General features: G+C 45.3%; 27 protein-coding genes. All 27 read right to left on the bottom strand.

The features are described from left to right. Window positions 1-9 precede the first annotated feature (9 nt). The 27 genes from fliP to sucD all read right to left on the bottom strand — a co-directional run bounded on the left by fliP (window position 10) and on the right by sucD (window position 23,770). Window positions 10-675, bottom strand: coding sequence for a flagellar type III secretion system pore protein FliP (fliP, locus tag MY7_RS07090; protein WP_007409786.1), 666 nt, complete (start codon window positions 673-675; stop codon window positions 10-12). Next, on the bottom strand, window positions 668-1,321 hold the full coding sequence (fliZ, locus tag MY7_RS07085) for a flagella biosynthesis regulatory protein FliZ (protein ID WP_003154237.1): 654 nt from the start codon (window positions 1,319-1,321) through the stop codon (window positions 668-670). The genes fliP and fliZ overlap by 8 nt, the downstream gene beginning before the upstream one ends. Before the next feature lie 14 nt (window positions 1,322-1,335). Continuing rightward, window positions 1,336-1,698: a chemotaxis protein CheY gene (gene cheY / locus MY7_RS07080; protein ID WP_003154238.1), complete on the bottom strand. Its 363-nt coding sequence runs from the start codon at window positions 1,696-1,698 to the stop codon at window positions 1,336-1,338. Between the two features lie 26 nt (window positions 1,699-1,724). After that, window positions 1,725-2,861: a flagellar motor switch phosphatase FliY gene (gene fliY, locus MY7_RS07075; protein WP_007611438.1), complete on the bottom strand. Its 1,137-nt coding sequence runs from the start codon at window positions 2,859-2,861 to the stop codon at window positions 1,725-1,727. Then, window positions 2,851-3,849, bottom strand: coding sequence for a flagellar motor switch protein FliM (gene fliM / locus MY7_RS07070; protein ID WP_003154240.1), 999 nt, complete (start codon window positions 3,847-3,849; stop codon window positions 2,851-2,853). The genes fliY and fliM overlap by 11 nt, the downstream gene beginning before the upstream one ends. 33 nt (window positions 3,850-3,882) lie before the next feature. After that, window positions 3,883-4,302 carry a flagellar basal body-associated protein FliL gene (gene fliL / locus MY7_RS07065; RefSeq protein WP_007611437.1) on the bottom strand — a complete coding sequence of 140 codons (420 nt, stop codon included), beginning with the start codon at window positions 4,300-4,302 and terminating at the stop codon, window positions 3,883-3,885. Next, complete coding sequence (locus MY7_RS07060) at window positions 4,299-4,514, bottom strand: flagellar FlbD family protein (RefSeq protein ID WP_003154243.1); 216 nt, start codon at window positions 4,512-4,514, stop codon at window positions 4,299-4,301. Before MY7_RS07060 ends, fliL begins: the two co-directional genes overlap by 4 nt. 39 nt (window positions 4,515-4,553) lie before the next feature. Next, window positions 4,554-5,330, bottom strand: a complete 777-nt coding sequence (gene flgG, locus MY7_RS07055) for a flagellar basal body rod protein FlgG (RefSeq protein WP_007611434.1) — start codon at window positions 5,328-5,330, stop codon at window positions 4,554-4,556. 24 nt (window positions 5,331-5,354) lie between these two features. Next, window positions 5,355-5,795 carry a flagellar hook assembly protein FlgD gene (flgD, locus tag MY7_RS07050; protein WP_007409782.1) on the bottom strand — a complete coding sequence of 147 codons (441 nt, stop codon included), beginning with the start codon at window positions 5,793-5,795 and terminating at the stop codon, window positions 5,355-5,357. After that, window positions 5,796-7,139: a flagellar hook-length control protein FliK gene (locus tag MY7_RS07045; protein ID WP_007611433.1), complete on the bottom strand. Its 1,344-nt coding sequence runs from the start codon at window positions 7,137-7,139 to the stop codon at window positions 5,796-5,798. Between the two features lie 6 nt (window positions 7,140-7,145). Continuing rightward, on the bottom strand, window positions 7,146-7,760 hold the full coding sequence (locus MY7_RS07040) for a MotE family protein (protein ID WP_007611432.1): 615 nt from the start codon (window positions 7,758-7,760) through the stop codon (window positions 7,146-7,148). Between the two features lie 11 nt (window positions 7,761-7,771). Then, window positions 7,772-8,215 carry a flagellar export protein FliJ gene (fliJ, locus tag MY7_RS07035; protein ID WP_007611431.1) on the bottom strand — a complete coding sequence of 148 codons (444 nt, stop codon included), beginning with the start codon at window positions 8,213-8,215 and terminating at the stop codon, window positions 7,772-7,774. A gap of 4 nt (window positions 8,216-8,219) precedes the next feature. Beyond that, the gene (gene fliI / locus MY7_RS07030; RefSeq protein WP_007611430.1) at window positions 8,220-9,536 is read right to left on the bottom strand and encodes a flagellar protein export ATPase FliI; all 1,317 of its coding nucleotides are present in this window, start codon (window positions 9,534-9,536) and stop codon (window positions 8,220-8,222) included. Beyond that, the gene (gene fliH / locus MY7_RS07025) at window positions 9,533-10,288 is read right to left on the bottom strand and encodes a flagellar assembly protein FliH (RefSeq protein ID WP_007611429.1); all 756 of its coding nucleotides are present in this window, start codon (window positions 10,286-10,288) and stop codon (window positions 9,533-9,535) included. The genes fliI and fliH overlap by 4 nt, the downstream gene beginning before the upstream one ends. Beyond that, the gene (gene fliG / locus MY7_RS07020) at window positions 10,281-11,297 is read right to left on the bottom strand and encodes a flagellar motor switch protein FliG (RefSeq protein WP_003154256.1); all 1,017 of its coding nucleotides are present in this window, start codon (window positions 11,295-11,297) and stop codon (window positions 10,281-10,283) included. Before fliG ends, fliH begins: the two co-directional genes overlap by 8 nt. 12 nt (window positions 11,298-11,309) lie before the next feature. Further along, window positions 11,310-12,920: a flagellar basal-body MS-ring/collar protein FliF gene (fliF, locus tag MY7_RS07015; protein ID WP_007611422.1), complete on the bottom strand. Its 1,611-nt coding sequence runs from the start codon at window positions 12,918-12,920 to the stop codon at window positions 11,310-11,312. Window positions 12,921-12,962: 42 nt separating this feature from the next. After that, entirely contained in the window at window positions 12,963-13,283 is a 321-nt protein-coding gene (fliE, locus tag MY7_RS07010; RefSeq protein WP_007409777.1) for a flagellar hook-basal body complex protein FliE, read from the bottom strand. Between the two features lie 10 nt (window positions 13,284-13,293). Next, window positions 13,294-13,746, bottom strand: coding sequence for a flagellar basal body rod protein FlgC (flgC, locus tag MY7_RS07005; protein ID WP_007409776.1), 453 nt, complete (start codon window positions 13,744-13,746; stop codon window positions 13,294-13,296). After that, on the bottom strand, window positions 13,746-14,135 hold the full coding sequence (gene flgB / locus MY7_RS07000; RefSeq protein ID WP_003154260.1) for a flagellar basal body rod protein FlgB: 390 nt from the start codon (window positions 14,133-14,135) through the stop codon (window positions 13,746-13,748). Before flgB ends, flgC begins: the two co-directional genes overlap by 1 nt. 353 nt (window positions 14,136-14,488) lie before the next feature. Continuing rightward, window positions 14,489-15,268 (bottom strand): GTP-sensing pleiotropic transcriptional regulator CodY, encoded by a 780-nt coding sequence (gene codY, locus MY7_RS06995; RefSeq protein WP_003154263.1) that lies wholly within the window; start codon window positions 15,266-15,268, stop codon window positions 14,489-14,491. A gap of 37 nt (window positions 15,269-15,305) precedes the next feature. Beyond that, entirely contained in the window at window positions 15,306-16,709 is a 1,404-nt protein-coding gene (gene hslU / locus MY7_RS06990; RefSeq protein WP_007611413.1) for an HslU--HslV peptidase ATPase subunit, read from the bottom strand. A 16-nt stretch (window positions 16,710-16,725) separates the two neighbouring features. After that, window positions 16,726-17,271, bottom strand: coding sequence for an ATP-dependent protease subunit HslV (gene hslV, locus MY7_RS06985; protein ID WP_003154267.1), 546 nt, complete (start codon window positions 17,269-17,271; stop codon window positions 16,726-16,728). Window positions 17,272-17,286: 15 nt separating this feature from the next. Continuing rightward, window positions 17,287-18,204 carry a tyrosine recombinase XerC gene (xerC, locus tag MY7_RS06980; protein WP_007409774.1) on the bottom strand — a complete coding sequence of 306 codons (918 nt, stop codon included), beginning with the start codon at window positions 18,202-18,204 and terminating at the stop codon, window positions 17,287-17,289. 69 nt (window positions 18,205-18,273) lie between these two features. Continuing rightward, entirely contained in the window at window positions 18,274-19,581 is a 1,308-nt protein-coding gene (gene trmFO, locus MY7_RS06975; protein ID WP_007611407.1) for an FADH(2)-oxidizing methylenetetrahydrofolate--tRNA-(uracil(54)-C(5))-methyltransferase TrmFO, read from the bottom strand. Between the two features lie 64 nt (window positions 19,582-19,645). Beyond that, window positions 19,646-21,721: a type I DNA topoisomerase gene (gene topA / locus MY7_RS06970; RefSeq protein ID WP_029325907.1), complete on the bottom strand. Its 2,076-nt coding sequence runs from the start codon at window positions 21,719-21,721 to the stop codon at window positions 19,646-19,648. A gap of 181 nt (window positions 21,722-21,902) precedes the next feature. After that, window positions 21,903-22,802 carry a DNA-processing protein DprA gene (gene dprA / locus MY7_RS06965; RefSeq protein ID WP_029325906.1) on the bottom strand — a complete coding sequence of 300 codons (900 nt, stop codon included), beginning with the start codon at window positions 22,800-22,802 and terminating at the stop codon, window positions 21,903-21,905. Window positions 22,803-22,867: 65 nt separating this feature from the next. Next, a complete protein-coding gene (gene sucD, locus MY7_RS06960) occupies window positions 22,868-23,770 on the bottom strand; it encodes a succinate--CoA ligase subunit alpha (RefSeq protein ID WP_003154281.1) in 903 nt (300 codons plus the stop codon). Window positions 23,771-23,780 lie beyond the last annotated feature (10 nt).

Below are 23,780 nucleotides of genomic sequence, written 5' to 3'. Positions count from 1 at the left end.
GCACCTACCCTAAAAGCTGTCAAGCAAAGATTTCACGATTAAATACCATCCATCGACCAAAACGAAAAGCAATATTTTAAAGGGCAGAGAGATCATAACCGGCGGTAGCATCATCATTCCCATTGACATTAAGACGCTCGCCACGACCATATCGATAATTAAAAACGGAATAAAAATCATAAAGCCCATTTGAAAAGCGGTTTTGAGTTCTGATATCGCATAAGCGGGCACCATCGTCGTCAAAGGAATATCCTGAATCGATTCAGGTTTTTTCATTTTGGCATAGTTCATAAACAGCGCCAGATCCTTCTGCCTTGTATGCTTGCTCATATACTCTTTAATCGGCTTCTCGGCTTTTGTATATGCTTCATCGAGACTGATTTTGTTGTCCATCAGCGGCGTTAAGGCTTCCTTATTAATCTCTGAAAAAGTCGGCGCCATAATAAAAAACGTCAAGAACAGCGCAAGGCCGATTAAAACCTGGTTGGGAGGCATGTTCTGCGTCGCCAGTGAGGTTCTTACAAAAGACAGGACGATGACGATTCTCGTAAAGCAGGTCATCAAAATCAGAATCCCCGGCGCCACTGAAAAGACAGTCAATAGCAGCAGTAATTTAACAGTGGAGCTGACTTCGGTCGGACTGCTTGAATTAAAAAGATTAATAAATTCATTCATGATGATAAGGGCCTTTCTTCTTTCCTTCAGAACGGCTTTGTTTCAGCTCGTTCAGCTGTTCTTTCAGCGCTTTCGAAAACGACGGAAGCATCGTTTGCGGCTTTTTTTCTCCATCCTTACGCGGATTTACGAGCTTGGTCCATTCCACTTTTGAAGACATCGACTCTTCGTATTGGCTCAGAATCGCCTCGCGCTCTTTTTCATCTTCAATTTCTTTTAAAAGCTGTATCGTTTCGCCCACACCGACTACGAGAACGCTGTTTCCCACTTTAATCAGCTGCACGGAACGGTTTTGGCCGACTGACGTTCCGCCAATATTTTCTACATATTGAAACGGCTTCAGCAGACGGTTTCTTCTATTCATCAGTTTGACAAATCCATAGATCAGCAGAATGACAAATAATAACGCCCCAATCATCTTTACAAAATCAAAAGCGGAGACAGAAGATGCAGAAGCATCCCCTATCTCTTGATCAGCCGTTTGTTTCGATGTATCGCTTTTTTTCTCTGTTTTGTTTGTTGATTGTTTGTCAAACCATTCATTGACGGTGGAATTGTCAGACTCCGCCGCAAAAGCAGGGAACGGATGTACATTGAGTAAAACGAAACAACAAATCAAAGCTAGTAAACCATGACTCTTTTTCAACAGTCGTACACCCTTTAGCTTAATGTTTTATTAATGGCTTCAAGCACGCGGTCCGCTTGGAACGGTTTCACGATAAAGTCTTTTGCGCCGGCTTGAATCGCGTCAATAACCATTGACTGCTGACCCATAGCCGAACACATGATGATTTTCGCCTGCGGATCGATTTGTTTAATTTCCTTTAAAGCTGTAATCCCGTCCATTTCAGGCATTGTAATATCCATTGTCACTAGGTCGGGGGAATGCTCTTTGAATTTTTCGACTGCCTGCGCTCCGTCTGAAGCTTCAGCTACAACGTCAAAACCGTTCTTCACTAAAATATCCTTGATCATCATTCTCATAAATGCTGCATCGTCTACAATTAAAATTCTGTGTGCCATAATCTGTTTCTCTCCTCTATGTTCGCTTATTTTAAATTGTTAAGGCGGTCTGCCTGACTTAAAATATCAGTGACTCTCACGCCGAAGTTTTCTTCTATGACAACGACCTCGCCCTTTGCCACGATCCGCTGGTTGACCAGGATGTCAACAGGTTCACCAGCCAGCTTGTCAAGCTCAATAATGCTTCCCGCAGAAAGTTCAAGGATTTCTTTGACGCTTCTCTTCGTTCTGCCGAGCTCAACCGTAACGGAAAGCGGAATATCCATCAGCATATCAAGGTTATTCCTTGATCCTTGCGCCGCTTCGTTATGATCAAACGCCTGGAATTCTACCGGAGCAACTTGAACAGGAGCAGCTTTTTTGGCGGTTCCCTGTCTCTTCGGAAGCTCGGGTTTTCCCTGCGGCTCCGGCTGCATGGCAGGTTCCGGCTGCGGCGTTTCGTATGTTTGCTGAGGTTCTGATACGGTTTCTGCGGCCTCTGACTCATGCTGGTCTGCAGTCATCAGGTCTGCGATCAGATCTTTCGCAAACGTAATCGGATAAAGCTGCATGATGCTCGAATCGATTAATTCGCCGACTTTCAAACGGAATGACACTTTTACGAGCAGGTCATCCTCAGGTATTCTGTCGGTCCCTTTTTCTTCCGTCACATCCAGAAGTTCAACCCTTGGCGGAGAAATGTCAATCTTTTTACTGAACACGGTCGACATTGACGTAGCAGCCGAGCCCATCATTTGATTCATTGCTTCCTGCACGGCGCTCAGGTGGATTTCACCGAGTGACGGATCGGCGCCCCGGCCGTCCCCTCCGATCATCAAATCCGCGATGATGGCCGCGTCGCTTTGTTCGACGACGAGCAAATTGCTGCCGTCAAAGCCTTCTGTGTAGTTCACTTCAATGGCAACATACGGATGAGGAAATTCATCACTGATTTTGCTTTTTGAAATGACGGTCACACTCGGCGTCGTAATGTCCACTTTTTGATTTAAAAGAGTGGACAGCGCCGTAGCCGAGCTGCCGAACGAAATATTCCCGATTTCTCCGATCGCATCGCGCTCAAGTTCAGACAAGTTCGCCCCTTGAGGCTGTTCTGTATCCTCTGATTGACTGTTTGTGCCGTTAAGAAGAGCATCGATTTCATCTTGAGATAATCTATTGTTCATCTTGTTCACCTCTTATGTCGTGATCTAAAATTTGCACTGCCTGTCTTCGATTCACCCGGCCGGCCTGCCCTAAAAACTTCGGTTTGTTTCCGACCAATACAGTAAGAGGATCAGTCACTGATTTGTCCAGAGTTATACAGTCCCCGACTTCCAAACTTAAAAATTCTTCTATTGTCAGTTCAGAAGCGCCCAAGAGAGCCACAACGGGAATTTGAGCCGTCATGATGCGCTTTTCAAGCAACTTCGTTTCTTCGGGCTTCGCTTCATTCCGGTCTGATTGCATCCAATAATGTACGGAAAGCTTAGGGATAATCGGCTCAAGTACGACATGGGGAATACAAAGATTAATGACACCGCTGATTTCACCTATCTGTGTATTGAGAGAAATGACAACGACTGTTTCATTTGGGGAAACCATCTGTACAAACTGAGGATTCACTTCAAATTCAGTCATTTCAGGGTCAATATCAGCAATCGATTGCCAAGCTTCTTTGTAGTTGCCCAGTGCATTTTCAAATAAGTTAGAAATAATATTCGTTTCAATTTCCGTAAGGCTGTCAGCTTTGTTATGAGTGATGCCGATGCCTCCCATGACGCGGTCAAGCATTGCGTATGCGATGGTGGGATTAACCTCCATCATGATTCTGCCTTCCATCGGATGAACATCGAATAAATTTAAAATCGTCATGTTCGGTATGGAACGGATAAATTCTTCATACGGCACCTGATCAACTGAGCTGACGGATATATGAATATACGTTCTGAGCTTGGCGGAAAAGTGTGTTGTGAGAAGCCTCGCAAAGTTATCATGTATCCGGGTTAGACTGCGTATCTGATCTTTCGAGAATCTGAGAGCCCGTTTAAAATCATATACCTTTACTTTTTTCTCTTTAACTTCTTTTTTCAGCTCTTCCGCATCCGCCTCACCCGTGGAAATGGCGGAAAGCAGTGCGTCTATTTCATTTTGGGAGAGAACTTCTCCTGACATTTTCTTCACCTCCGTATTCTGTCAAATTTGTTTTTATTGCAGATTAAAGGAGGTAATGTACACTTTCTGAACTTTTCCTTCTTGGAGATAGCTGTTTACTTTCTCTTTTAATGATTGTTTAAACGCTTCTCTTCCTTTATCTCCCTCAATCTCTCCGGCGCTTGTGTCGGCTAAAATGGAAATGATGTTGTCTTTCACCTGAAAATCGCGTTTTTCAAGTTCTTCCTTCGCTTTAGCCGAGTCGGTTTCAAGCTTGATGCCGATACGGATGATGCTGTCAGACTTTAAGTTTGTCGTGATATCGTCGACAGACACAGTGGCTGCAACGACTTCGTCAATTGTCGGTTTTTTATCTTTGTCGGAATTTCCGCTGACGACAAAATATGCTGCCGTTCCGAGGCCGGCGATGACAATTAAAATAATCAGCAAAATGATGACTAATTTTTTCTTCATTCTTCTTCCTCTATTCCCTGATCCAGTGAAAATATTTGTATGCTATGGTAAAACGATATGACTTTTTTGAGAACTGCTTCTTCCGGTTCTTTCACTACGAACTTTTTGCCGTTGGACAGTGTAATCGTCGTGTCGGGGAAGCACTCAATCTGTTCGATAAACAGCGCGTTCAGCGTAAAAGGCTGGCCGTTTAAACGGGTGACTTGAATCATGCAATCCGGAGAAGCGGCCTAACCGCCTCTCCTCCCTCCTTACCGTTTCAGATTAACCAGCTCCTGAAGGATTTCATCTGAAGTCGTAATGATTTTTGAGTTTGATTGGAAACCGCGCTGAGCAACGATCATTTCGGTAAATTCATCTGTCAGATCTACGTTTGACATTTCAAGATAGCCTGCCAAAAGCTTACCCGTTCCGTTTTCGCCCGGAGTGGTGACTGCGCTCGCAGCTCCTGAACTTAATGATTCTCTGTAAAGGTTGCCTCCGATTTTTTCCAGACCGGCACTGTTAGGGAACGTGACCAGACCGATTTGTCCGGCATCATGAACCTCATCCCCTGCATCAGTGTATGTAACGGTTCCGTCTGCACCGATGCTGTAATCTTTCGCATCAGTCGGAATATTGATTTTGCCGCCGCCGATTTTTTCAAGGTAGTACCCGTCAGTCGTAACAAGGTTCCCTTGATTGTCCTTTCCGAAATTCCCTGCACGTGTGTAAACAACTCCCTCCCCTGTATTAATCTGGAAGTAGCCATCTCCGTCAATGGCTAGGTCGGTTTTATTCTGTGTAGCCTGCGGGGCGCCGGTTGAATGAACAACATCAATGGAAGAAGTCGCGGCACCCAAGCCGATTTGTTTTGAATTGGTCACGTTTGAACCGCCGGCGACTGTCTGGCTGATCATATCTTTAAATGTAACGCGGCTTTTCTTAAATCCCACTGTGTTGACGTTGGCGATGTTATTGCCGATTACATCTAGTTTTGTCTGAAAGTTTTTCATGCCGCTGATACCGGAATATAATGAACGTAACATGTTAAATTCCCCCTGGGTTTCTTTTTATTTAGATGTTTCGCTGACGGCCGTGACATTCCACGGACTGACCTCTTTGCCATTTTCAAGCACGAGCACGTAATTGCCGTTTGAATGCTTGACTGAATTGACCGGGCTTGTCTGATCCTTCCCGTCGCTGTCGCTGAATGTGACATTTTTACCGATCCAGTTCACATACATCGTAAACGGATCTTGATTTTCTACAAATTTAGTCATCGTCGTATTCATATTCATCATTTGCTCCAATGAAGAAAATGTCGCCATCTGGCTGATGAATTCTTTGTCATCAACCGGATTGAGCGGGTCCTGGTTTTGAACCTGTGTCATTAAGATCTTCAGAAATTCGTCTTTCCCTAAATTCGTGCTGCTGTTTACTGCGGAGGTGCTCTTCGCGCTTGAAGTGGTTGAAGCGCCCGCCGCGGCATAATCCGAGTTTACTGATGTCAACTATTCTTCCTCCATTTCATTGAGAGAAAGCTCCTCCAGCATATCTCCGAAATCGCCTGACTGCTGCTGGTTCTTCTGCTCTCTCTGTCCTTGGTGCTGCTGTTTATTGTGATCGGCCGTCTGCCCGTAAACAGGCTGCTGATCCCCGCTTTGAAGCGGGACTGTAAAACGGTCGACCTGGACCGACATATTCGGAAGCGACTGTTTCAGCTGAGGAAGATGTTGTTCCAGCAGCTCTTTCGCGGACTGGCTGGATGCGATTATTTTGCTTTGAAACATCCCGTTTTCGTTTGTCACCTTAATTGTGACAAATCCGAGGTTCTCGGGATTAAGACGAATCGTAAAGCTTCCGGTTGTTTTTCCGAAAGGCGTGTATTTCATCTGTTTCCAGCCGCTGATGACCTGATCCGTTAACGGTTTATTTTCTGCCGGCTGCTGTTCAGCTCCTGCGGACGTTTGCTGAATGCCGGCAAGGCTTCTCGTTCCCGAAAACAGGATATGTGCAGACAATTTGCTGTCAGGCGCCTTTGCGTGAGAAACCGTGCCGCCGTTTTGCTGTTCTGTTTTCCCGGCTGACTCTTGGGATGATTCAGATGATTGAGATAACACAAAAGCTTTCAGCTCAGTTTCAGCCATATCCCATTCCTTTGTTCCCTTTTGAGAAAGGCCCGCAAGCTGCTCCGCGACGCTTTGAAAGCTCTTCAGCTCAGCGGCTGTCATGGAGTAAAGTTTAGATGCAGATTCGTTTTTCGGAAAAAATGTCTGCCGCAGGTCTTGAATCACGCGGTCCGGAACGCCTTGTTTTTTCAATGCCTCTAATAAACGGGCGCCTTCCTGGTAAACCGCCTTTGCCTGCGCGCTGTCAGGCAGTTCCTGCTGAGATGTGAAGAGCTGGGATACGGCTTCATGAATGAAAAGCAGACCCTTCTCAAGCGCATCCTTGACGGAATCCCCGTCTTTTGCGGAAGAATCCGGCTCATCCGTTTCAGGCTTCGCCCCATGCTGTTTGCCCGCTAACATGTCTTCAATAGATTCGGCAAGCTGTTTCAATAAAGGAAGAGCTGTTTCAGCCGTCTGCTTTCCTTCAAGAGCTTTTACCGCCTCAAGCAGCTGTTTTAGCTGCAATTCTTTATCTTCCGCGCCGGCTTTCAGCCAATCACCGATCTTCGATAGGGCATCATTCAGCTCTGCGTCACTTGTTTTTGTTTCATCTCCGGGCTGCCGGGGAGAAGTGATTTCCGACAGGAGCCAGTTCTGAAATAGACCTAAGCTGTTTACATTCATCTTCACATTGCTGTTTTGCGCAGTCTGCGTACGATTACCCGTTAATTCAAGCAGCTTCAACTTACATCACTCCTTATTTCCGTCAGCGGATAGTTTTTCTGTATATTTAGCCGCTTGTTCAGGAGTCATTTTCGTCAAGATTTCAGCAAGCTGCTTTTTACTTAATCCGTTTAAAATATCGAGGGCTTCTTTTTCTTTCAGCTTTACGATAATGCTTGCTGCTTTACCGCTGTCCATACTTTTATAGATGTTGATCATTTTATCTTTTCCGGCTGATTCCGAAGCGTCTTTTTTCATTTCATCCGTCTTCGTTTTCTGCTGTTGTTCAGCTTCCTGTTTCAGTGAACGGATTTTCTGATTCAGATTATCGATTTCGGACTTGCTTGTGTCTAAATCTTTATTCAAAATGTTAATTTCACTTTTTTGTTCCTTTATGGTCTTTTCAAGAGAAGCCGTTCTGTCTTCCTTCTGCTTTTCCGCCGCGCTTTTCATTTCTTTCGTTTCGGGAACCAATTCTTTTAAAACAGGCGTTTTAGCGGCTGTTTCCTGAATCGGCTTCATTACATCAACGCCGGCAGCCCAAAGGATGATGCTTGCGACGATGATCAGAAAAATCAGCGGGATCATGATAAAAAGCAGGATTGAACCGAACTTTCCAGATCTCTTTTCTTTATCGGCCATTTCATTCGCTCCTAATGCCCCTGAATCATAAACTGCTTGATTGAAATGTCGTCCATTTCCCTCATCTCTGCAGCTTTGTCTTCAAGTGCGAACATATTAAATTGTTTTTCCCGCATTTTTTCAAATTTCTTTACTTCAATGTTTTTTTCGGTGAGCTGTTCCTGCTTCTCATTCATTTCATTTCGTTTCATGATGACAAGCTTTTGATAATGATAGATGGTGTTCTCAAGATTGGAAACGAATTGCTGATAATGTCTCATTTCCTGAACGCTCATCCCGCATTTCAGCTTTGATTCTTTGTCTTGTTCGAGCAATTCTTTTTTGCTCATATTTTCATATAGTTTTTCAGCCACTGTCTCAAATTCAGAAACCGATTGTCTGTATTCAGTCAATGTTTGGTCTTTTTCATTTTCTTTTAATTCCAGCAGCTTTTGAAATCTGAATTGGTAAGCCACGATGTTATTCCTCTTTTCCTGTCAGACTCGTCAATGCCGCAATGCTGTCTTCCAATTGAGCAGGTTCTTCCGTTCCTTGTTTTAAAAATTGAATAAGCTGCGGATAAAACTGAATCGCTTCATCAATTTCTCTTGATGATCCTCTTTTGTAAGCTCCGATATTAATGAGATCTTCAGAGTTTTGATAAGTTGACAGAAGATCGCGGAATTTGTTGGCCGCCTCTATATGCGATGTGTCTGAAATATTAGACATGACCCTGCTGATGCTTTTCAGGATGTTCACGGCCGGGAACTGCCCTTTGTTGGCAAGCGCCCGATCGAGAACAATATGCCCGTCTAATATTCCGCGCACCGTATCGGCAATCGGTTCGTTCATGTCATCTCCGTCAACGAGAACCGTATAAAAAGCGGTTATCGTTCCTTGTTCATTCGCGCCCGTTCTTTCCAGCAAACGGGGCAAAATAGCGAACACAGAAGGTGTATATCCTTTTGTTGTCGGCGGTTCTCCCGCTGCCAGGCCGATTTCCCGCTGAGCCATCGCGACCCTCGTGACAGAGTCCATCATGAACATCACATTCCGGCCTTTATCGCGGAAGTACTCTGCAATGGCGGTGGCCGTATACGCCGCTTTCAAACGCATTAAGGCAGGCTGATCAGAGGTCGCGACTACGACTATCGAGCGTTTCAGGCCTTCTTCGCCTAAATCCTTCTCGATGAATTCACGCACCTCGCGCCCCCGTTCACCGACGAGTGCGATAATGTTTAAATCAGCTTCAGTCTGCTTCGCGATCATTCCCATCAGGGTGCTTTTTCCGACTCCGCTTCCGGCAAAAATCCCGATTCTCTGCCCTTTTCCTACCGTCAGCAGACTGTCAATCGATCTGACGCCGACACCCATCTTTTCCCGTATCGGCGGGCGTTTCATCGGGTTTGGCGGCGGCTGCTCCGTCGAAACGGGGGACAAACCTTTCGGAAGCGCCCGGCCGTCAAGAGGTTCGCCGAACGCGTCGACAACCTGTCCGATTAAACCCGCGCCTACTTTGATGCGGAGCGACTCGCCAGTGGCCTCCACAATGCTGCCCGGCGCGATGCTGGCCGCTTCCAGATAAGGCATTAACAGAATGTTTTCATCCTGGAAGCCTACAACCTCAGCTTTAATCGCTTTTTTCGCATGGCCTTTCGGATAAATGAGACAAACATCTCCGATTGAGCTTTCGGGCCCTTTTGATTCAATCATCAGCCCGATCACCCGTTTAACCTTGCCGTAGCGTTTGTACGGATCCGCTGTTTCAATTGAGTCTATTAAATACTGTGTCTTCATTGCTCCGCTCCCGCCTCAAGCGCCGTTAAAAGTTTTTGCTTTAATTGCATCAGCTGGGTGTCTATGCCTGCATCAACACGTCCGAACGGAGTTTCTATCGAGCACGTTCCCTTCGCGGCTTTTTCATCGGCATATAAGCTTAATCTGCATTCTTTGTATAACAGCTGCTGAATTTCGTCCATATGCTGATGAACCGTCTCATAATATTCAGGGTCCACATAGATGGAGATGTCATCATAATCTTTTACTTCGGCTACTACCTGTTTGACCAGCAGAAGGAAAGCCTCTTTATCATCACTTTTTTGCCGCCATACTTTTTTAGCGAGCGCAACGGAAAGCTCAATAATTTCTTCCTCAGCGCTTTCCAGTTTTTCCTCGACTGACTGTCTCGCCATTTCCATAACGGCATTGGCCCGGCTGATGAGATTAGCGTATTCAGTTTGAGCCTCGGCTTTTCCCAATGCCATGCCTTCTTCATATCCTTCTGCCTTTGCTTCTTCTATCAATCTTTGTTTTTCTTCCGCCCAGCGGTTTTTCTCTTCTTCAATCTGCCGAAGAGTGTGCTCAAATTGATTTTTCGCTTCTTCAGACACCCTGTCGGCTTCTGCTTTGGCAAAAGCCATGAGAGCCTCTGGATTTTCGGGTTCCTCCCGGTCTGGCTGGGAATGTGTTTTCCTGATTTCCTGCAAGGAAAGCTTGCGCCGTTTTTGTTCAGGAGAAAATGATGATTGCTGTTTAATGATATTAGACAATAATATCGTCTCCTCCGCCTCGCGCGATTACAATTTCACCGGCTTCTTCCAGCTTGCGGACGACGCCCACGATTCTTGATTGCGCCTCTTCCACATCACGCAAACGCACAGGCCCCATAATCTCCATTTCCTCTTTAAACGTTTCAACCATACGCTGTGACATATTGCTGAAGACGATTTCTTTGACTTCCTCGCTCGCAACCTTCAATGAAAGCAGGAGGTCGTCGTTTTCAACGTCTCTGATCACGCGCTGAATCGCACGGTTATCAAGGGTGACAATATCTTCAAAGACAAACATCCGTTTTTTGATTTCATCCGCCAACTCAGGATCTTGGATTTCTAATGAATCAAGGATCGTTTTTTCCGTTCCTCTGTCTACGCCGTTTAACACTTCAACAACGGCTTCTATGCCGCCAGTCTGCGTATAATCCTGCGTAAAGGAGGAGGACAGCTTTTGTTCAAGGACCCGCTCCACTTCATTTATGATTTCAGGAGACGTTCTGTCCATAACCGCAATCCTTCTTGCCACCTCAGCCTGAACGTCCGGGTTCAGCTCAGACAAAATCTGTCCGGCCTGCACCGGGTCAAGGTAGGATAAAATCAGCGCCATCGTTTGCGGATGTTCCTGCTGAATAAAATTTAAAATCTGTTCGGGCTCCGCTTTTCTCGCAAAATCAAACGGCTTTACCTGCAAAGAAGAGGTGAGCCTGTTTAAAATGCTTACCGCTTTGTCTTCTCCGAGCGCTTTTTCAAGCACTTGGCGGGCGTAATTTAAACCGCCTTGTGAAATATAGTCCTGAGCGATTGCGATATTATGAAATTCTTCAATGATTTCATCTTTTCTTTGATGATCGACGCTTCTGACTCCCGAAATCTCGAGTGTCAATCTTTCAATTTCTTCTTCAGACAAATGCTTGTATACAGAAGCTGATACATCAAGGCCTAAGGAAATCATGAGGATGGCTGCTTTTTGTTTTCCTGTAAGCTTGTTCTGATCACGTTTCGCCATTTTCCATTCCCCCTAATCCTCGTCCAGCCAGCTTCGAAGCAATTTAGCAAAGTCTTCCGGTTTTTCTTTAGCCATTTTTTCAAGCTGTTTTCGTCTGACTGTTTCTTCCGTTTCAATTTTCTCTTCGTTGATATCAGGCAATCGAACCGGCTCCGGCGGTGTTTCATATTCATATTCTTCGTATTCATCCTCTTGTGAGCGTTTCTTTCTGATGAGGAGAATAATAAGCAGAATAATGGCCGCAAGCAGTACGCCGCCTGTAATGTATACCCAGATCGGAAGACCTGAAGATTGTGCCGAATCCGTGTTCAGGCTTGTTTTTCCGTCAAACGGCTGAACGGATACAACGATTTTATTGTTGATATCATTGTCTGTCAGGTTTTGATTTTGCGTTTCGTTTTTATCAAGAGACGTTCTGACGACCGTTCCTAAAATCTTCTGTATATCAGCCTGTCTCTGTGCTGATAAGGAAGCGGCATTTTTCGGATTAGGCGGCTCCACCATGACCTGAATCCCTAAATCACGCACTTTATACGGGCTTTCAGCGATTTCTTTATGAATGCGGTTGACTTCATAGTTGATTTTATTGCTGCTTTTTTCGTAGTCCCCGCTGTTTGAACCGCCGTTTGTCTCGGCATAGTTCGCGGTGTCATTGCTTCCCGTTCCGGCCGTGCCGCCGTTGGCCGCGCCGTCGCCTTTATACGTTTCCGCAACTTTTTCGGCGCTTACCGCTATGCCTTCCATGTTATCTTTATCGACAGGTTCGACAGTGTCTTCAGTGCGTTTTTCCTTCGTGAAGTCAATATCCGCCGTTACGGAAACAACGACCTTATCCTGTCCCATCATTGTGCCGAGCAGTGACTGAACATGTTTTTGAACGTCCTTTTCGACCTGCGACTTAATACCTTGCTGAGAAGCATAACTGTCAGAAACGGACCCTGCACCGCTGTCACTTTTGTCATAATATGTAGAATTTTGATCCATTATGACGATATTATCTTCTTTTAAGTTCGGAACACTTTTAGAAACGAGATGGTACAGCCCGTTGATCTGGTTTTGATCAAGCGAGTAGCCCGGTTTAATCTGCAAAACGATTGAAGCGGATGCGGCCGGCTGATCTTCACCGACGAACACGGCTTCTTTCGGCATATTGATCATGACCTTCGAGCTTTTAATACCGTCCATTTCATTTATCAGGTTTGACAATTCGGTCTGAGTCGCCTCAACCTTTAAAACGTCAAACTCATTATCTGTCAGGCCGAAGCCCGCATTTTGTCCGAAGAACGAATAATCAATTGATCCCGTTTTCGGCAGGCCTTCTGCGGCAAGCTGGACTTTAAGCGAATCCACTTGGCTCTCAGGAACCTTAATGACCGTGCCGCCGTCAGCAAGTTCAGAAGACACCTTTTTCGTATCGAGCTCTTCTTTAATCTTCCCCGCTTCTTCCGCGGACAAATCTTTATAAAGAGGCACCATCTTTTCAGACGAAGTAAAAATAATAACGACGATGAGTAAAATAATGAATGCGGCCAAGCCGCTTACCATGAGTATCTTCTGTGTTTTTGATCTGTTGTTCCAAAACGCTGCCGTTTTGGTTTTCATTTGCATTAGAGTACGATTCATGTTAACCCCCGGTCATTCCAGTCATTCTCTTCAATCTGACCACTACATCTGCATTCTCATGATTTCCTGATAGGCTTCCACGGCTTTATTGCGGAATTCGGTAGCGGCCGTCAGAGAAATATTTGCTTTTTGGGCAGCGATCATGACCTCGTCAAGGTTTACATCCTTTCCTGCAGCCAGTTCGTTCGTTATTTGGTCAGATTTTACTTGTGACTCATTTAACGAATCAATAGAGTTTTTTAAAAGCTCCGAAAAGCTTGTTTGGTTTGAAGAATCAGTTTTTTGAGTTTGGTTTAATTGATTCGTTACGTTTTGAGTGTTTTGGGTTTGTTGAAGCTGAAAAGGAGTAATAGCGTTAACCACTTACATCACCTTACTTTCCGATTTCTAAAGCCTTTAAAAGCATGCCTTTGGAGGCGTTTAATGCAGTTACGTTTGCTTCATATGATCTCGAGCTGCTGACAAGATCCACCATTTCCTTTAATGGATCTACATTTGGTTTTTGTACATATCCGTCTTTATTCGCATCAGGATTCTCCGGATCATAAACGAGATTAAAAGCGGACGGGTCTTCCGTAACACCAGATACCTTTACGCCACTTCCCGCGCTTCCTGTTCCGTTCATCTTTGAATGTAAAAGGGACGAAAATGATTCGCCTCCGGATTGGAGAGATACCAGCTTTCTTCTGTAAGGCACCCATTCGCCATTTACCTGCTTCGCTCTCGTTGTATCCATATTGGCCAGGTTGGACGATACGACGTCCATCCGGACACGCTGTGCAGTTAAAGCGGAACCCGAAATATTTAAGCTTTGAAAGCCACTCATTATTTTCCTCCTGTCAAGACGGTTTTCAGAGAATTGAATTTGCCGCTCATTCTTTCAACCAAAGCCTGATAATTAATTTGGTTTTCGGCTAAATCTGTCATTTCTTTGTCGATATCGACATTGTTTCCGTTTTGCTGGTACGATGTATCACTGCTGGACACGATAGAATAATCGTCCCCCGAACCCGTAAAGTCAACGTGCCGATAGTCGGTTTTTACAGCCTCAAGATTGGATGTTTCCTGATCTAACAAATTTCGGAAAGAGACTTTTTTTGCCTTGTAGTTCGGTGTATCTATATTGGCGATATTATTAGTTAAGACTTTTTGCTTAATGTCCGCTCTCCCCAAGGCATTCTCAAGATTTTGTATAGTTCCAGAAAATAAGTCCAAATCCACTTACCTCCATTTCAGATATTTTTCTCCTAAAAATCCTTGTCGAGAATTGTAAAACCATATGCTTATTGTAAGAAATAACAGGCTTAAAGTCTATGAAGTTAGGCTAAAAAAAAGTGCTCAATTATATCTATTTTGCATGTAGGTATTAAGTCCTAGAATATTTGTACTACAAGGATTTGTTTAATATTAGACTGAAAATAGCAGAATTTCTGTTTCTTCCTCCTTTTTTCACACAGCAAGATGGATTATCTCAGATCAGATTCCAATAAGCAACTTTAAACTGCAACTTTTCACCTATTGTCCATAAAAAAAGCAGGACCCCCATTTTTAGGGATCCTGCTTTTGTCTTAATGAGATTTAAGGTTTTCCAATTCAATAAGGAATTTGTTGTTCAGAACTTTAATGTACGTCCCCTTCATTCCCAGTGATCTGGATTCAATGACGCCTGCGCTTTCCAGCTTTCTCAGCGCGTTAACGATTACTGAACGCGTAATGCCGACACGGTCCGCAATCTTACTTGCCACAAGCAAGCCTTCGTTTCCGTCAAGCTCTTCAAAGATATGCTCAATCGCTTCAAGTTCACTGTAAGACAGAGAACTGATCGCCATTTGAACAACCGCTTTGCTTCGCGCCTCTTCTTCGATTTCTTCCGCTTTTTCTCTTAAAATCTCCATTCCTACAACGGTTGCTCCGTATTCAGCAAGAATGAGATCATCATCTTCAAATTGATCCTGCAGACGGGACAGAATGAGCGTGCCCAGTCTCTCTCCTCCGCCGATGATCGGCACGATCGTTGTTAAGCCCGCTTGGAACAGGTCTCTGTTTTCTACAGGAAACGCCGTGTATTCGCTGTTGATATCAAGGTTTGAAGACGTCTCCGGAACATTGAACAGATTTCTCGTGTACTCTTCCGGGAACTGGCGGTCTTCAAGCATTTTTTTCATGCGGTCATTTTCGATCTGCTGATTAATAGAGTAGCCCAAAAGCTTTCCTCTGCGGCTGACGACGAAAATATTAGAATCAATGACGTCACGAAGCGTTTCAGCCATTTCTTTAAAGTTTACGGGTTTGCCTGCCGCAGCCTGCAGCATGCTGTTAATAATTCGTGTTTTTTGTAGTAAAGCCATGATAAATAATCCTCCTAGAATTCCTCTTATTAAATTTTCACAATATAAATTGACTTAGATCTTTGTTGTTTGCAATCGTTCCGAGCTTTTCTTCAACGTATTGCGGCGTGATAGCGACTTTTTCCATCGTCACGTCCGGCGCTTCAAACGACAGGTCTTCCAAGAGACGTTCCAATATCGTGTGAAGCCTTCTCGCTCCGATGTTGTCCGTATCCTGATTCACATGATAAGCTACTTCGGCGATCTTACGAATAGCTTCGTCAGAAAATTCAAGAGATATACCTTCTGTCTGCAATAAAGCCTGATATTGTTTTAACAGGGCGTTATCAGGTTCGACGAGAATCTTCACAAAATCATCTACTGTCAGCTTGCTCAATTCTACACGAATCGGAAAGCGGCCCTGCAGCTCCGGAATCAGATCAGACGGTTTGGCCATATGGAATGCCCCGGCTGCGATAAACAGCACGTGATCTGTTTTGACGGAGCCGTATTTCGTGACGACGGTAGATCCTTCGACAATCGGAAGGATATCTCTTTGAACGCCTTCTCTCGATACATCTGCTGAGGAAGAAGCCCCTCCGTTTTTTGCAATTTTATCTATTTCGTCAATAAAGATAATGCCGCCCTCTTCAGCTCTTAACACGGCCTCTTGGCCGACTTCATCCATATCGATTAATTTGCCTGCCTCTTCATTGGTCAGAACCTTCCTTGCTTCTCTGACCGTCATTTTGCGGCGTTTTTTCTTTTTTGGCACCAGATTGCTCAGCGCATCCTGCATATTCATGCCCATCTGCTCCATCCCGGAGCCTTGCAGCATGTCAAACATCGACGGCTGCTGCTCTTCCACCTCTACGGAGACGTAATGGTCTTCGAGCTCTCCCAATGCGAGCTGATGCGCCATGCGCTTTCTTTTCTCTTCAAGGCTTGCTTCTTCCTGCTGGTCGGCTTCATCATCATTTGCCGCCTGGCTTCCTCCGAAAAGCATTTCAAACGGATTTTTCACACCCGCTTGTTTTTTCTTGCCCGGAACGAGAAGCCGCACTATACGTTTGTTTGCATTTTCTTCAGCCTGTTCTTTCACTTCGCTGATTTTTTCTTCTTTAATGAGCCGCACGGATGTCTCAACGAGGTCTCTGACCATTGATTCGACATCTCTGCCTACATAGCCGACTTCTGTAAATTTTGTCGCTTCAATTTTTATAAATGGCGCACCGGTAAGCTTGGCGATCCGTCTGGCGATCTCTGTTTTCCCCACCCCGGTCGGGCCCATCATCAGGATGTTTTTAGGAACGATCTCGTCTCTCAGTTTTTCATCAAGAAGACTTCTGCGATAGCGGTTTCTTAATGCCACGGCGACAGCTTTTTTTGCATCCTGCTGTCCTACAATGTATTGATCCAACCGATCTACGATTTGTCTCGGTGTTAACGGTTTGTTTTCCATGCGCCTCAAGTCCTTTCTATTCAAGTTCTTCCAAAATGATCTGATCGTTTGTGTACACACAAATCTCGCCCGCGATTTTCAAAGCGGCTTTTGCAATATCTTTGGCGGACAGATTCTCTCCGGCATAGGTTTTCAGCGCTCTTCCTGCTGACAGGGCGTAGTTTCCGCCGGAGCCGATTGCCAAAATGCCGTCATCCGGCTCAATCACTTCACCTGTTCCCGATACGAGAAGCAAGGTATCCTGGTTCATGACAATCAGCATGGCTTCCAGCTTGCGCAGCACTTTATCGCTGCGCCATTCTTTCGCAAGCTCAACCGACGCACGTTTTAAATTGCCGTTGTATTCTTCAAGCTTCGCCTCAAACATTTCAAAAAGTGTGAAAGCGTCTGCAACAGATCCTGCAAATCCGGCCAGAACCTTTCCGTTAAACAGCTTTCTCACTTTTCTCGCGGTATGTTTCATGACTACAGCCTGACCGAATGTGACCTGGCCGTCTCCTGACATAGCGCTTTTCCCGTTATGCTGGACGGCAAAAATCGTTGTCGCATGAAAAGATGACATGAGAAGGGCCTCCTTTTAATTTTCTTTAAAAGCTCTCGGGTGGTGGGACATATATGTGTTTCTCAGCATTTCCTTCGATACATGCGTGTATATCTGCGTAGAAGACAGATTGGAATGGCCCAAAAGCTCCTGGACGCTTCTTAAATCAGCCCCTTCATTCAGCAGATGAGTCGCAAACGTGTGCCGAAGCATATGCGGGTGTATATGTAAAGTGCCGGATGCTTTTTTTACAAGCCCGCTTAAAATATACCGGATTCCTCTGGCGGTCAGCGGGCCGCCTCTTTGATTGACAAACAGCACATCATGAGGCTCTTTTGCTTTTTCAAGCAGGCACTGCCTTCCGCTGTTGATATACAGCTCCAGCGCATCACGGGCATATGAGCCGAACGGGATATAGCGCTGCTTCTTGCCTTTCCCGTGAACGAGCACCGTATCCATGAACAGGTCAAGATCGCCGACAGTGAGCGTACAGCACTCACTGACCCTCATTCCGGTCGCATAAAGAAGCTCAAGCAGAGCCTGATCGCGCATCCCTGACGGCTGACTTCTGTCTGAAACAGCGAATAGTTCCTCAAGTTCTTTTTCATAAAGAAACTTCGGAATCCGTTTCTCTTGTTTCGGCAGATGAACAAGCTGAAACGGATTCTCTTCAACAAGCTTTTCCCTCATTAAAAATTTATAGAAGCTTCTCAAAGCTGAAATTTTCTTGCTGATTGTTTTTCTTGACAGGCCTTTTTCATAAGCCTCTGTCAAAAATATTCTCACATCATGATATGCAGCTTCTTTCATTCCATTTATATTTTGAGCATGCAGAAACATCCCAAATTCTTCAATCGAATTAACATAATTCACAATAGTATATTGTGAATAATTTTTTTCAATTTGTAAATATTCAACGAATAACTTTAAAAAAAAGTTAACATTCTCAGTCATTATGAAGACCTCCCTCTCCGAAGGGCTTTTAAATGGTATCATATAATGCATCGAAGTTGCAATGAAAAGCTATATCGTTTTCGAAATAGTTTGAATAGTTTCAATTGCGCGTTTAGCGTATTCTTCATTTCGTTCTTTTTTGTTTTTAATTTTTACAGGCAATTCTTTTAAGAGGCCGAAGTTTGCATTCATCGGCTGGAAGTTCTTCTGATTTGTCGTCGTAATGTAGTGAGCCATGCTTCCGATCGCCGTCTCCTGCGGGAATGTCACAAGATCCTGACCGAGCACAAGTTTGGCGGCATTGATTCCCGCTACAAGACCTGAAGCGGCAGATTCAACATAACCCTCTACGCCGGTCATTTGGCCCGCGAAAAACAGATCGTTCCGCTGTTTAAATTGATATGTCGGGTCCAAAAGGCTCGGCGAGTTGATAAATGTGTTTCTGTGCATGACGCCGTATCTGACGATATCAACATTTTCAAGACCGGGGATCAGTTTAAGCACTTCTTTTTGGTCTCCCCATTTTAAATGTGTCTGAAAACCTACAATATTATAAAGCGTTCCCGCCGCATCATCCTGTCTGAGCTGAACGACTGCATAAGGGCGCTTGCCTGTTTTCGGATCTTCCAGTCCGACCGGTTTCATCGGTCCGAACAGCATCGTTTTCTTGCCTCTTTTCGCCATGACTTCAATCGGCATGCAGCCTTCAAAGAAGATTTCTTTTTCGAATTCTTTTAAAGGTACCGTCTCAGCCGTCGTCAATGCTTCATAGAAACGGTCGAACTCTTCCTCTGTCATCGGGCAGTTTAAGTACGCCGCTTCTCCCTTGTCATAACGGGATTTTAAGTACACTTTCTCCATATCAAGGCTGTCTTTTTCGACAATCGGCGCCGCCGCGTCATAAAAATACAGATACTCTTCTCCCGTGAGCTCTTTCAGCTGCTGTGAAAGCGATTCTGACGTAAGCGGTCCGGTCGCGATCACCGTCGGGCCTTCCGGAATCTCTGTTACTTCCTCAGTAAGAACCGTTACGTTCGGATGGTTTTTCACGAGATCCGTCACGCTTTGCGCAAATTCATGACGGTCAACGGCAAGCGCTCCCCCGGCCGGAACCGAGCATTTATCAGCAGATTGAATGATTGCCGAGTCAAGCGCCCGCATTTCTTCTTTTAATACGCCTACCGCATTGGCGAGTGTATTTGAACGGAGGGAGTTGCTGCATACCAGTTCGGCGAATTTATCAGTATGATGGGCTGCCGTCTGCCTGACGGGCCGCATTTCATATAGTTTCACTTGAATTCCTCGTTTTGCAAGCTGCCATGCCGCTTCACTTCCGGCAAGGCCTGCTCCGATTACATTAACTGTTTGCTGGTTCATTTCTTTTCATCTCCTGTTGTTTGTCCCTTCCACACAAAGAAGGTGAGCAAGGCTCTGCTCACCGCTACTTCTGTGGTTCTTCCTTATAATCGCATTCGACGCATTGGACTTGTATGCCTTTTTTAAGCTTTTTCTCTACGAGCATATTTTCACATTTCGGGCATTTTCGTTCAATCGGTTTGTCCCAAGATACGAAGTCGCATTCAGGATAACGGTCACAGCCGTAAAAGATGCGTTTCTTTTTTGATTTTCGTTCGACAATGTTTCCTTCATGACACTTAGGACATTTTACGCCGATTTGTTTGACAATCGGTTTTGTATTTCGGCAGTCAGGGAAGTTGGAGCACGCCATAAATTTGCCGTATCGGCCCATTTTATAAACCATCCGGGAGCCGCATAACTCACAATCTTCATCGGCGTATTCAGGTTCAATTTCCACTTCTTTCATTTCGGCTTCCGCTTTTTTCACGCGTTTTTCGAAATCAGTATAGAAGCTGTCAATGATTTGAACCCATTCTGTCTGGCCATCTTCAACATGGTCAAGGTCTCTTTCCATTTTAGCCGTGAATTCAACGTTGATGATTTCCGGGAAAAACTCCATGATAAGATCCAGCACGATCTGCCCAAGCTCAGTCGGCACAAACCGTTTATTGTCTAATCCCACGTAACCGCGGCGCTGGATGGTGTCAAGAGTCGGCGCATATGTCGAAGGACGGCCGATCCCCAGTTCTTCAAGCGTTTTAACCAGGCGCGCCTCTGTATAACGCGGAGGCGGCTGAGTAAAGTGCTGCTCAGGCTCAATATCTTTCGATAAAACCGTGTCTCCCTCTTTAAGGTCCGGAAGCATGCGGTCTTTTTCTTCCAGCTGATCGTCTTTACCCTCTACATAGACTTTCATGAAGCCGGCGAATTTGACTTTACTTCCGTTTGCCCGGAATGTCAATCCGTTATTGCTGAGATCGACGCTCATCGTATCAAGGACGGCAGGCGCCATCTGGCTTGCAACAAAGCGCTCCCAAATCAGCTTGTATAATCTGAGCTGGTCTCTTCCAAGCACCGCTTTTAAGTCGGCAGGTTTTCTGAGCACCGAAGTCGGGCGGATCGCTTCGTGGGCATCTTGAGCGTTTTCATTTTTCTTTGCCGGTTTCCGTTTTCCCGCTAAGTACTCTTTTCCGTACGCCTGATCAATAAAAGCTGACGCTTCTTCAACGGCTGTGTTGGAAATCCGCGTTGAGTCCGTTCTCATATACGTGATGAGCCCGACTGTCCCTTCTTTGCCGAGATCAATTCCTTCATATAATTGCTGAGCGATCATCATCGTTTTCTTCGCTCTGAAATTCAGCTTTCTTGCAGCCTCCTGCTGCAGAGTGGACGTTGTAAACGGCAGAGCGGGATTTCGTTTGCGCTCTTTTTTCGTAACCTTGTCAACTGTATACTTATTGCCTTTCAGCTGGGCAAGGATGGCTTTTACGTCTTCTTCGTTTTTTAAAGGAAGCTTTTTGCCGTTTTTTCCGAAAAATCCGGCTTCAAACGTCTCTTTTCCCTTTAAAAATGAGCCGGTAATCGTCCAGTACTCTTCAGGTTTAAAGTCGTTGATTTCCTTTTCCCGGTCGATGATCAGCCGGAGCGCAACGGATTGCACACGGCCCGCACTGAGGCCTTTTTTTACTTTTTTCCAAAGAATCGGGCTGATTTTGTATCCGACGAGTCTGTCTAGTATGCGGCGCGCCTGCTGCGCATCGACAAGATCCATATTAATCATGCGCGGATGTTTAAATGATTCTTTAATGGCGTCTTTCGTTATTTCATTAAAGACGACCCGGCAGTCCGAGCTGAGATCCAGATCAAGGCTGTGTGCGAGATGCCATGCAATCGCTTCCCCTTCTCTGTCGGGGTCGGCCGCGAGATAGACTTTTTTTGCTTTCTTTGCCGCTGTTTTTAATTCTTTTAAAACAGGGCCTTTTCCGCGGATCGTAATATATTTCGGTTCAAAGTTCTGTTCGATGTCAACTCCCATTTGACTTTTCGGAAGATCCCGGACATGTCCCATTGAAGCTTTGACTTTATATTTCTTCCCTAAATAACGTTCAATCGTTTTCGCCTTTGCCGGCGATTCCACGATGACTAGATAATCAGACATTTTCATCCCCCTCAAGAGGTGTTCTCTCTCTTTTCAAGTATCAATTCATTTTAGAGCTGCCTTTTTATGGCTTTCAACATTTCATTCTTTATGATGAACGTCATTTTATACATGAAAATAATGTGCAACTTTAAATCCTCACTATTATTAAATATTACAATACCGTTTGTCAAACGATATTTCAAAAGGGTTCCGTATACTGAACGCATCGGGCGGTCAGCTCTCCGTCAATATCCTCTGCGCATAATACAGCTTTCGCCCCTTCTTGAATGAGTTTTATAGGTCCTCCGGAATATGGATTAAATATGGAACCCGGAACGGCAAATACCTCTCTGCCTTGATCGAGAGCCTGGTAAGCTGTGATTAATGAACCGCTTTTTTCTTTTCCCTGCACGACCACAATTCCTTCACTTAGTCCGCTGATTATGCGGTTTCTCATCGGAAAGTGCCATTTTTTCGGCTTTGTTTCAGGAGGATGTTCTGAGAGTAGGAGATGGTGTTCAGCCATGTATTCTGCTAACAGGAGATTTTCCCGGGGATAGATGTGATGGAATCCGCCGGCTATCACGCCGATCGTAAGCCCTTTTGCCCTGATGCTCGCCTTATGAGACAATCCGTCTATACCGGATGCAAGCCCGCTTACAATGACCCAGCCTTTTTTTGAGAGTTCGGCGGAAAGATGCCCAACCGCTTTTATTCCGTCTTCCGTCGGTTTCCGCGTTCCTACAATCCCGATTTTTCTGCCTTTTTCAAGAAGCAGCGTGTTCCCTTTTGCATACAAGACAGCCGGCGGATCATAAATCGCTTTAAGCCATGTTGGATAACGGCTTGATGAAATCGGAATGACAGTAATGCCTTTGCGGCGGTAATCGGACAGAACTTCATCAAGTTCCGGATCCTTGCGCTCTATTTCCCGAAAAATTGCTTCCGGGGCTGTTTTCCCTTCTGATAAAACAGTTAATGGATGCGGATCCGGTAAAAAAGACAGAGAGTGATCAGCTTTCCACCATTTTAATAGAAGAGACGGGGAAATGATTTGATTAATACTGCAGACCATTAAACAGCGCGATGCTTGATCCAAATCTGGCAACCTCCTCTTTTTTTCAGCAAAAACAGGAACAGCCGTTACGGCTGCCCCTGCTTCGATCAGTGCGTTTTGCACGTTTCAAATAAGCCTTTTTCTTTTAACACCTTAATCAGCGTTTCACCCATTACAGAAGGGGTTTCCGCGACTTCAATTCCGCAGGCGTTCATCGTTTTGACTTTTTCTTCTGCCGTGCCTTTTCCTCCGGAGATGATGGCGCCCGCATGGCCCATGCGTTTTCCCGGAGGCGCGGTTTTACCGCCGATAAAGCCGACAACAGGCTTCGTCATGTTCGCTTTCACCCACTCAGCCGCTTCTTCTTCAGCTGTGCCGCCGATTTCTCCGATCATGATGACGGCATGTGTTTCTGGATCTTCATTGAACGCTTTTAACACGTCAATAAAGTTCGTGCCGTTGACCGGATCGCCGCCGATCCCTACAGCGGTAGATTGGCCTACGCCGGCTTCTGAAAGCTGATGGACGGCCTCGTATGTCAATGTTCCTGAACGGGATACAACGCCTACATGACCCTTTTTATGAATGTATCCCGGCATAATGCCGATCTTGCATTCTTCAGGTGTAATAACACCCGGGCAGTTCGGCCCTATTAATCTCGTTTTCTTGCCTTCCATAAAGCGCTTCACTTTCACCATGTCCAAAACCGGAATGTGCTCAGTGATACAAATGACAAGATCAATTTCCGCGTCAACCGCTTCCATAATTGCGTCCGCCGCAAACGGAGCCGGCACGTAAATAACTGACGCATCAGCGCCCGTTGTATGAACCGCTTCTGCGACCGTATTGAATACCGGTACGCCTTCCGCTTCCGTTCCGCCTTTTCCAGGTGTTACACCGCCAACGATATTCGTGCCGTATTCCAGCATCTGCTTTGTATGAAATAAAGCGGTAGAACCTGTAATCCCCTGTACAATAACTCTTGTATCTTTATTGATAAAAACACTCATTATCTGGTCC

This window comes from Bacillus sp. 5B6 (assembly GCF_000259405.1).
Taxonomy (GTDB): Bacteria; Bacillota; Bacilli; order Bacillales; family Bacillaceae; genus Bacillus; species Bacillus velezensis.
Note: the sequence above shows the minus strand (reverse complement) of the source record. Positions and strands in the feature narration are given on the sequence as shown.

Coding starts and splice junctions, on each gene's coding strand:
- fliY (WP_007611438.1), bottom strand. CDS start 2,861: ATGAACAATAGATTATCTCAAGATGAAATCGATGCTCTTCTTAACGGC.
- MY7_RS07060 (WP_003154243.1), bottom strand. CDS start 4,514: ATGATTCAAGTCACCCGTTTAAACGGCCAGCCTTTTACGCTGAACGCG.
- flgC (WP_007409776.1), bottom strand. CDS start 13,746: ATGAGTGGCTTTCAAAGCTTAAATATTTCGGGTTCCGCTTTAACTGCA.
- fliG (WP_003154256.1), bottom strand. CDS start 11,297: ATGGCGAAACGTGATCAGAACAAGCTTACAGGAAAACAAAAAGCAGCC.
- fliL (WP_007611437.1), bottom strand. CDS start 4,302: ATGAAGAAAAAATTAGTCATCATTTTGCTGATTATTTTAATTGTCATC.
- cheY (WP_003154238.1), bottom strand. CDS start 1,698: ATGGCACACAGAATTTTAATTGTAGACGATGCAGCATTTATGAGAATG.
- xerC (WP_007409774.1), bottom strand. CDS start 18,204: ATGACTGAGAATGTTAACTTTTTTTTAAAGTTATTCGTTGAATATTTA.
- topA (WP_029325907.1), bottom strand. CDS start 21,721: ATGTCTGATTATCTAGTCATCGTGGAATCGCCGGCAAAGGCGAAAACG.
- fliF (WP_007611422.1), bottom strand. CDS start 12,920: ATGAATCGTACTCTAATGCAAATGAAAACCAAAACGGCAGCGTTTTGG.
- fliI (WP_007611430.1), bottom strand. CDS start 9,536: ATGAAGACACAGTATTTAATAGACTCAATTGAAACAGCGGATCCGTAC.
- codY (WP_003154263.1), bottom strand. CDS start 15,268: ATGGCTTTACTACAAAAAACACGAATTATTAACAGCATGCTGCAGGCT.
- sucD (WP_003154281.1), bottom strand. CDS start 23,770: ATGAGTGTTTTTATCAATAAAGATACAAGAGTTATTGTACAGGGGATT.
- hslU (WP_007611413.1), bottom strand. CDS start 16,709: ATGGAAAACAAACCGTTAACACCGAGACAAATCGTAGATCGGTTGGAT.
- fliP (WP_007409786.1), bottom strand. CDS start 675: ATGAATGAATTTATTAATCTTTTTAATTCAAGCAGTCCGACCGAAGTC.
- flgG (WP_007611434.1), bottom strand. CDS start 5,330: ATGTTACGTTCATTATATTCCGGTATCAGCGGCATGAAAAACTTTCAG.
- trmFO (WP_007611407.1), bottom strand. CDS start 19,581: ATGAACCAGCAAACAGTTAATGTAATCGGAGCAGGCCTTGCCGGAAGT.
- MY7_RS07040 (WP_007611432.1), bottom strand. CDS start 7,760: ATGGCCGATAAAGAAAAGAGATCTGGAAAGTTCGGTTCAATCCTGCTT.
- hslV (WP_003154267.1), bottom strand. CDS start 17,271: ATGTCATCTTTTCATGCGACAACGATTTTTGCCGTCCAGCATAACGGG.
- fliM (WP_003154240.1), bottom strand. CDS start 3,849: ATGTCAGGAGAAGTTCTCTCCCAAAATGAAATAGACGCACTGCTTTCC.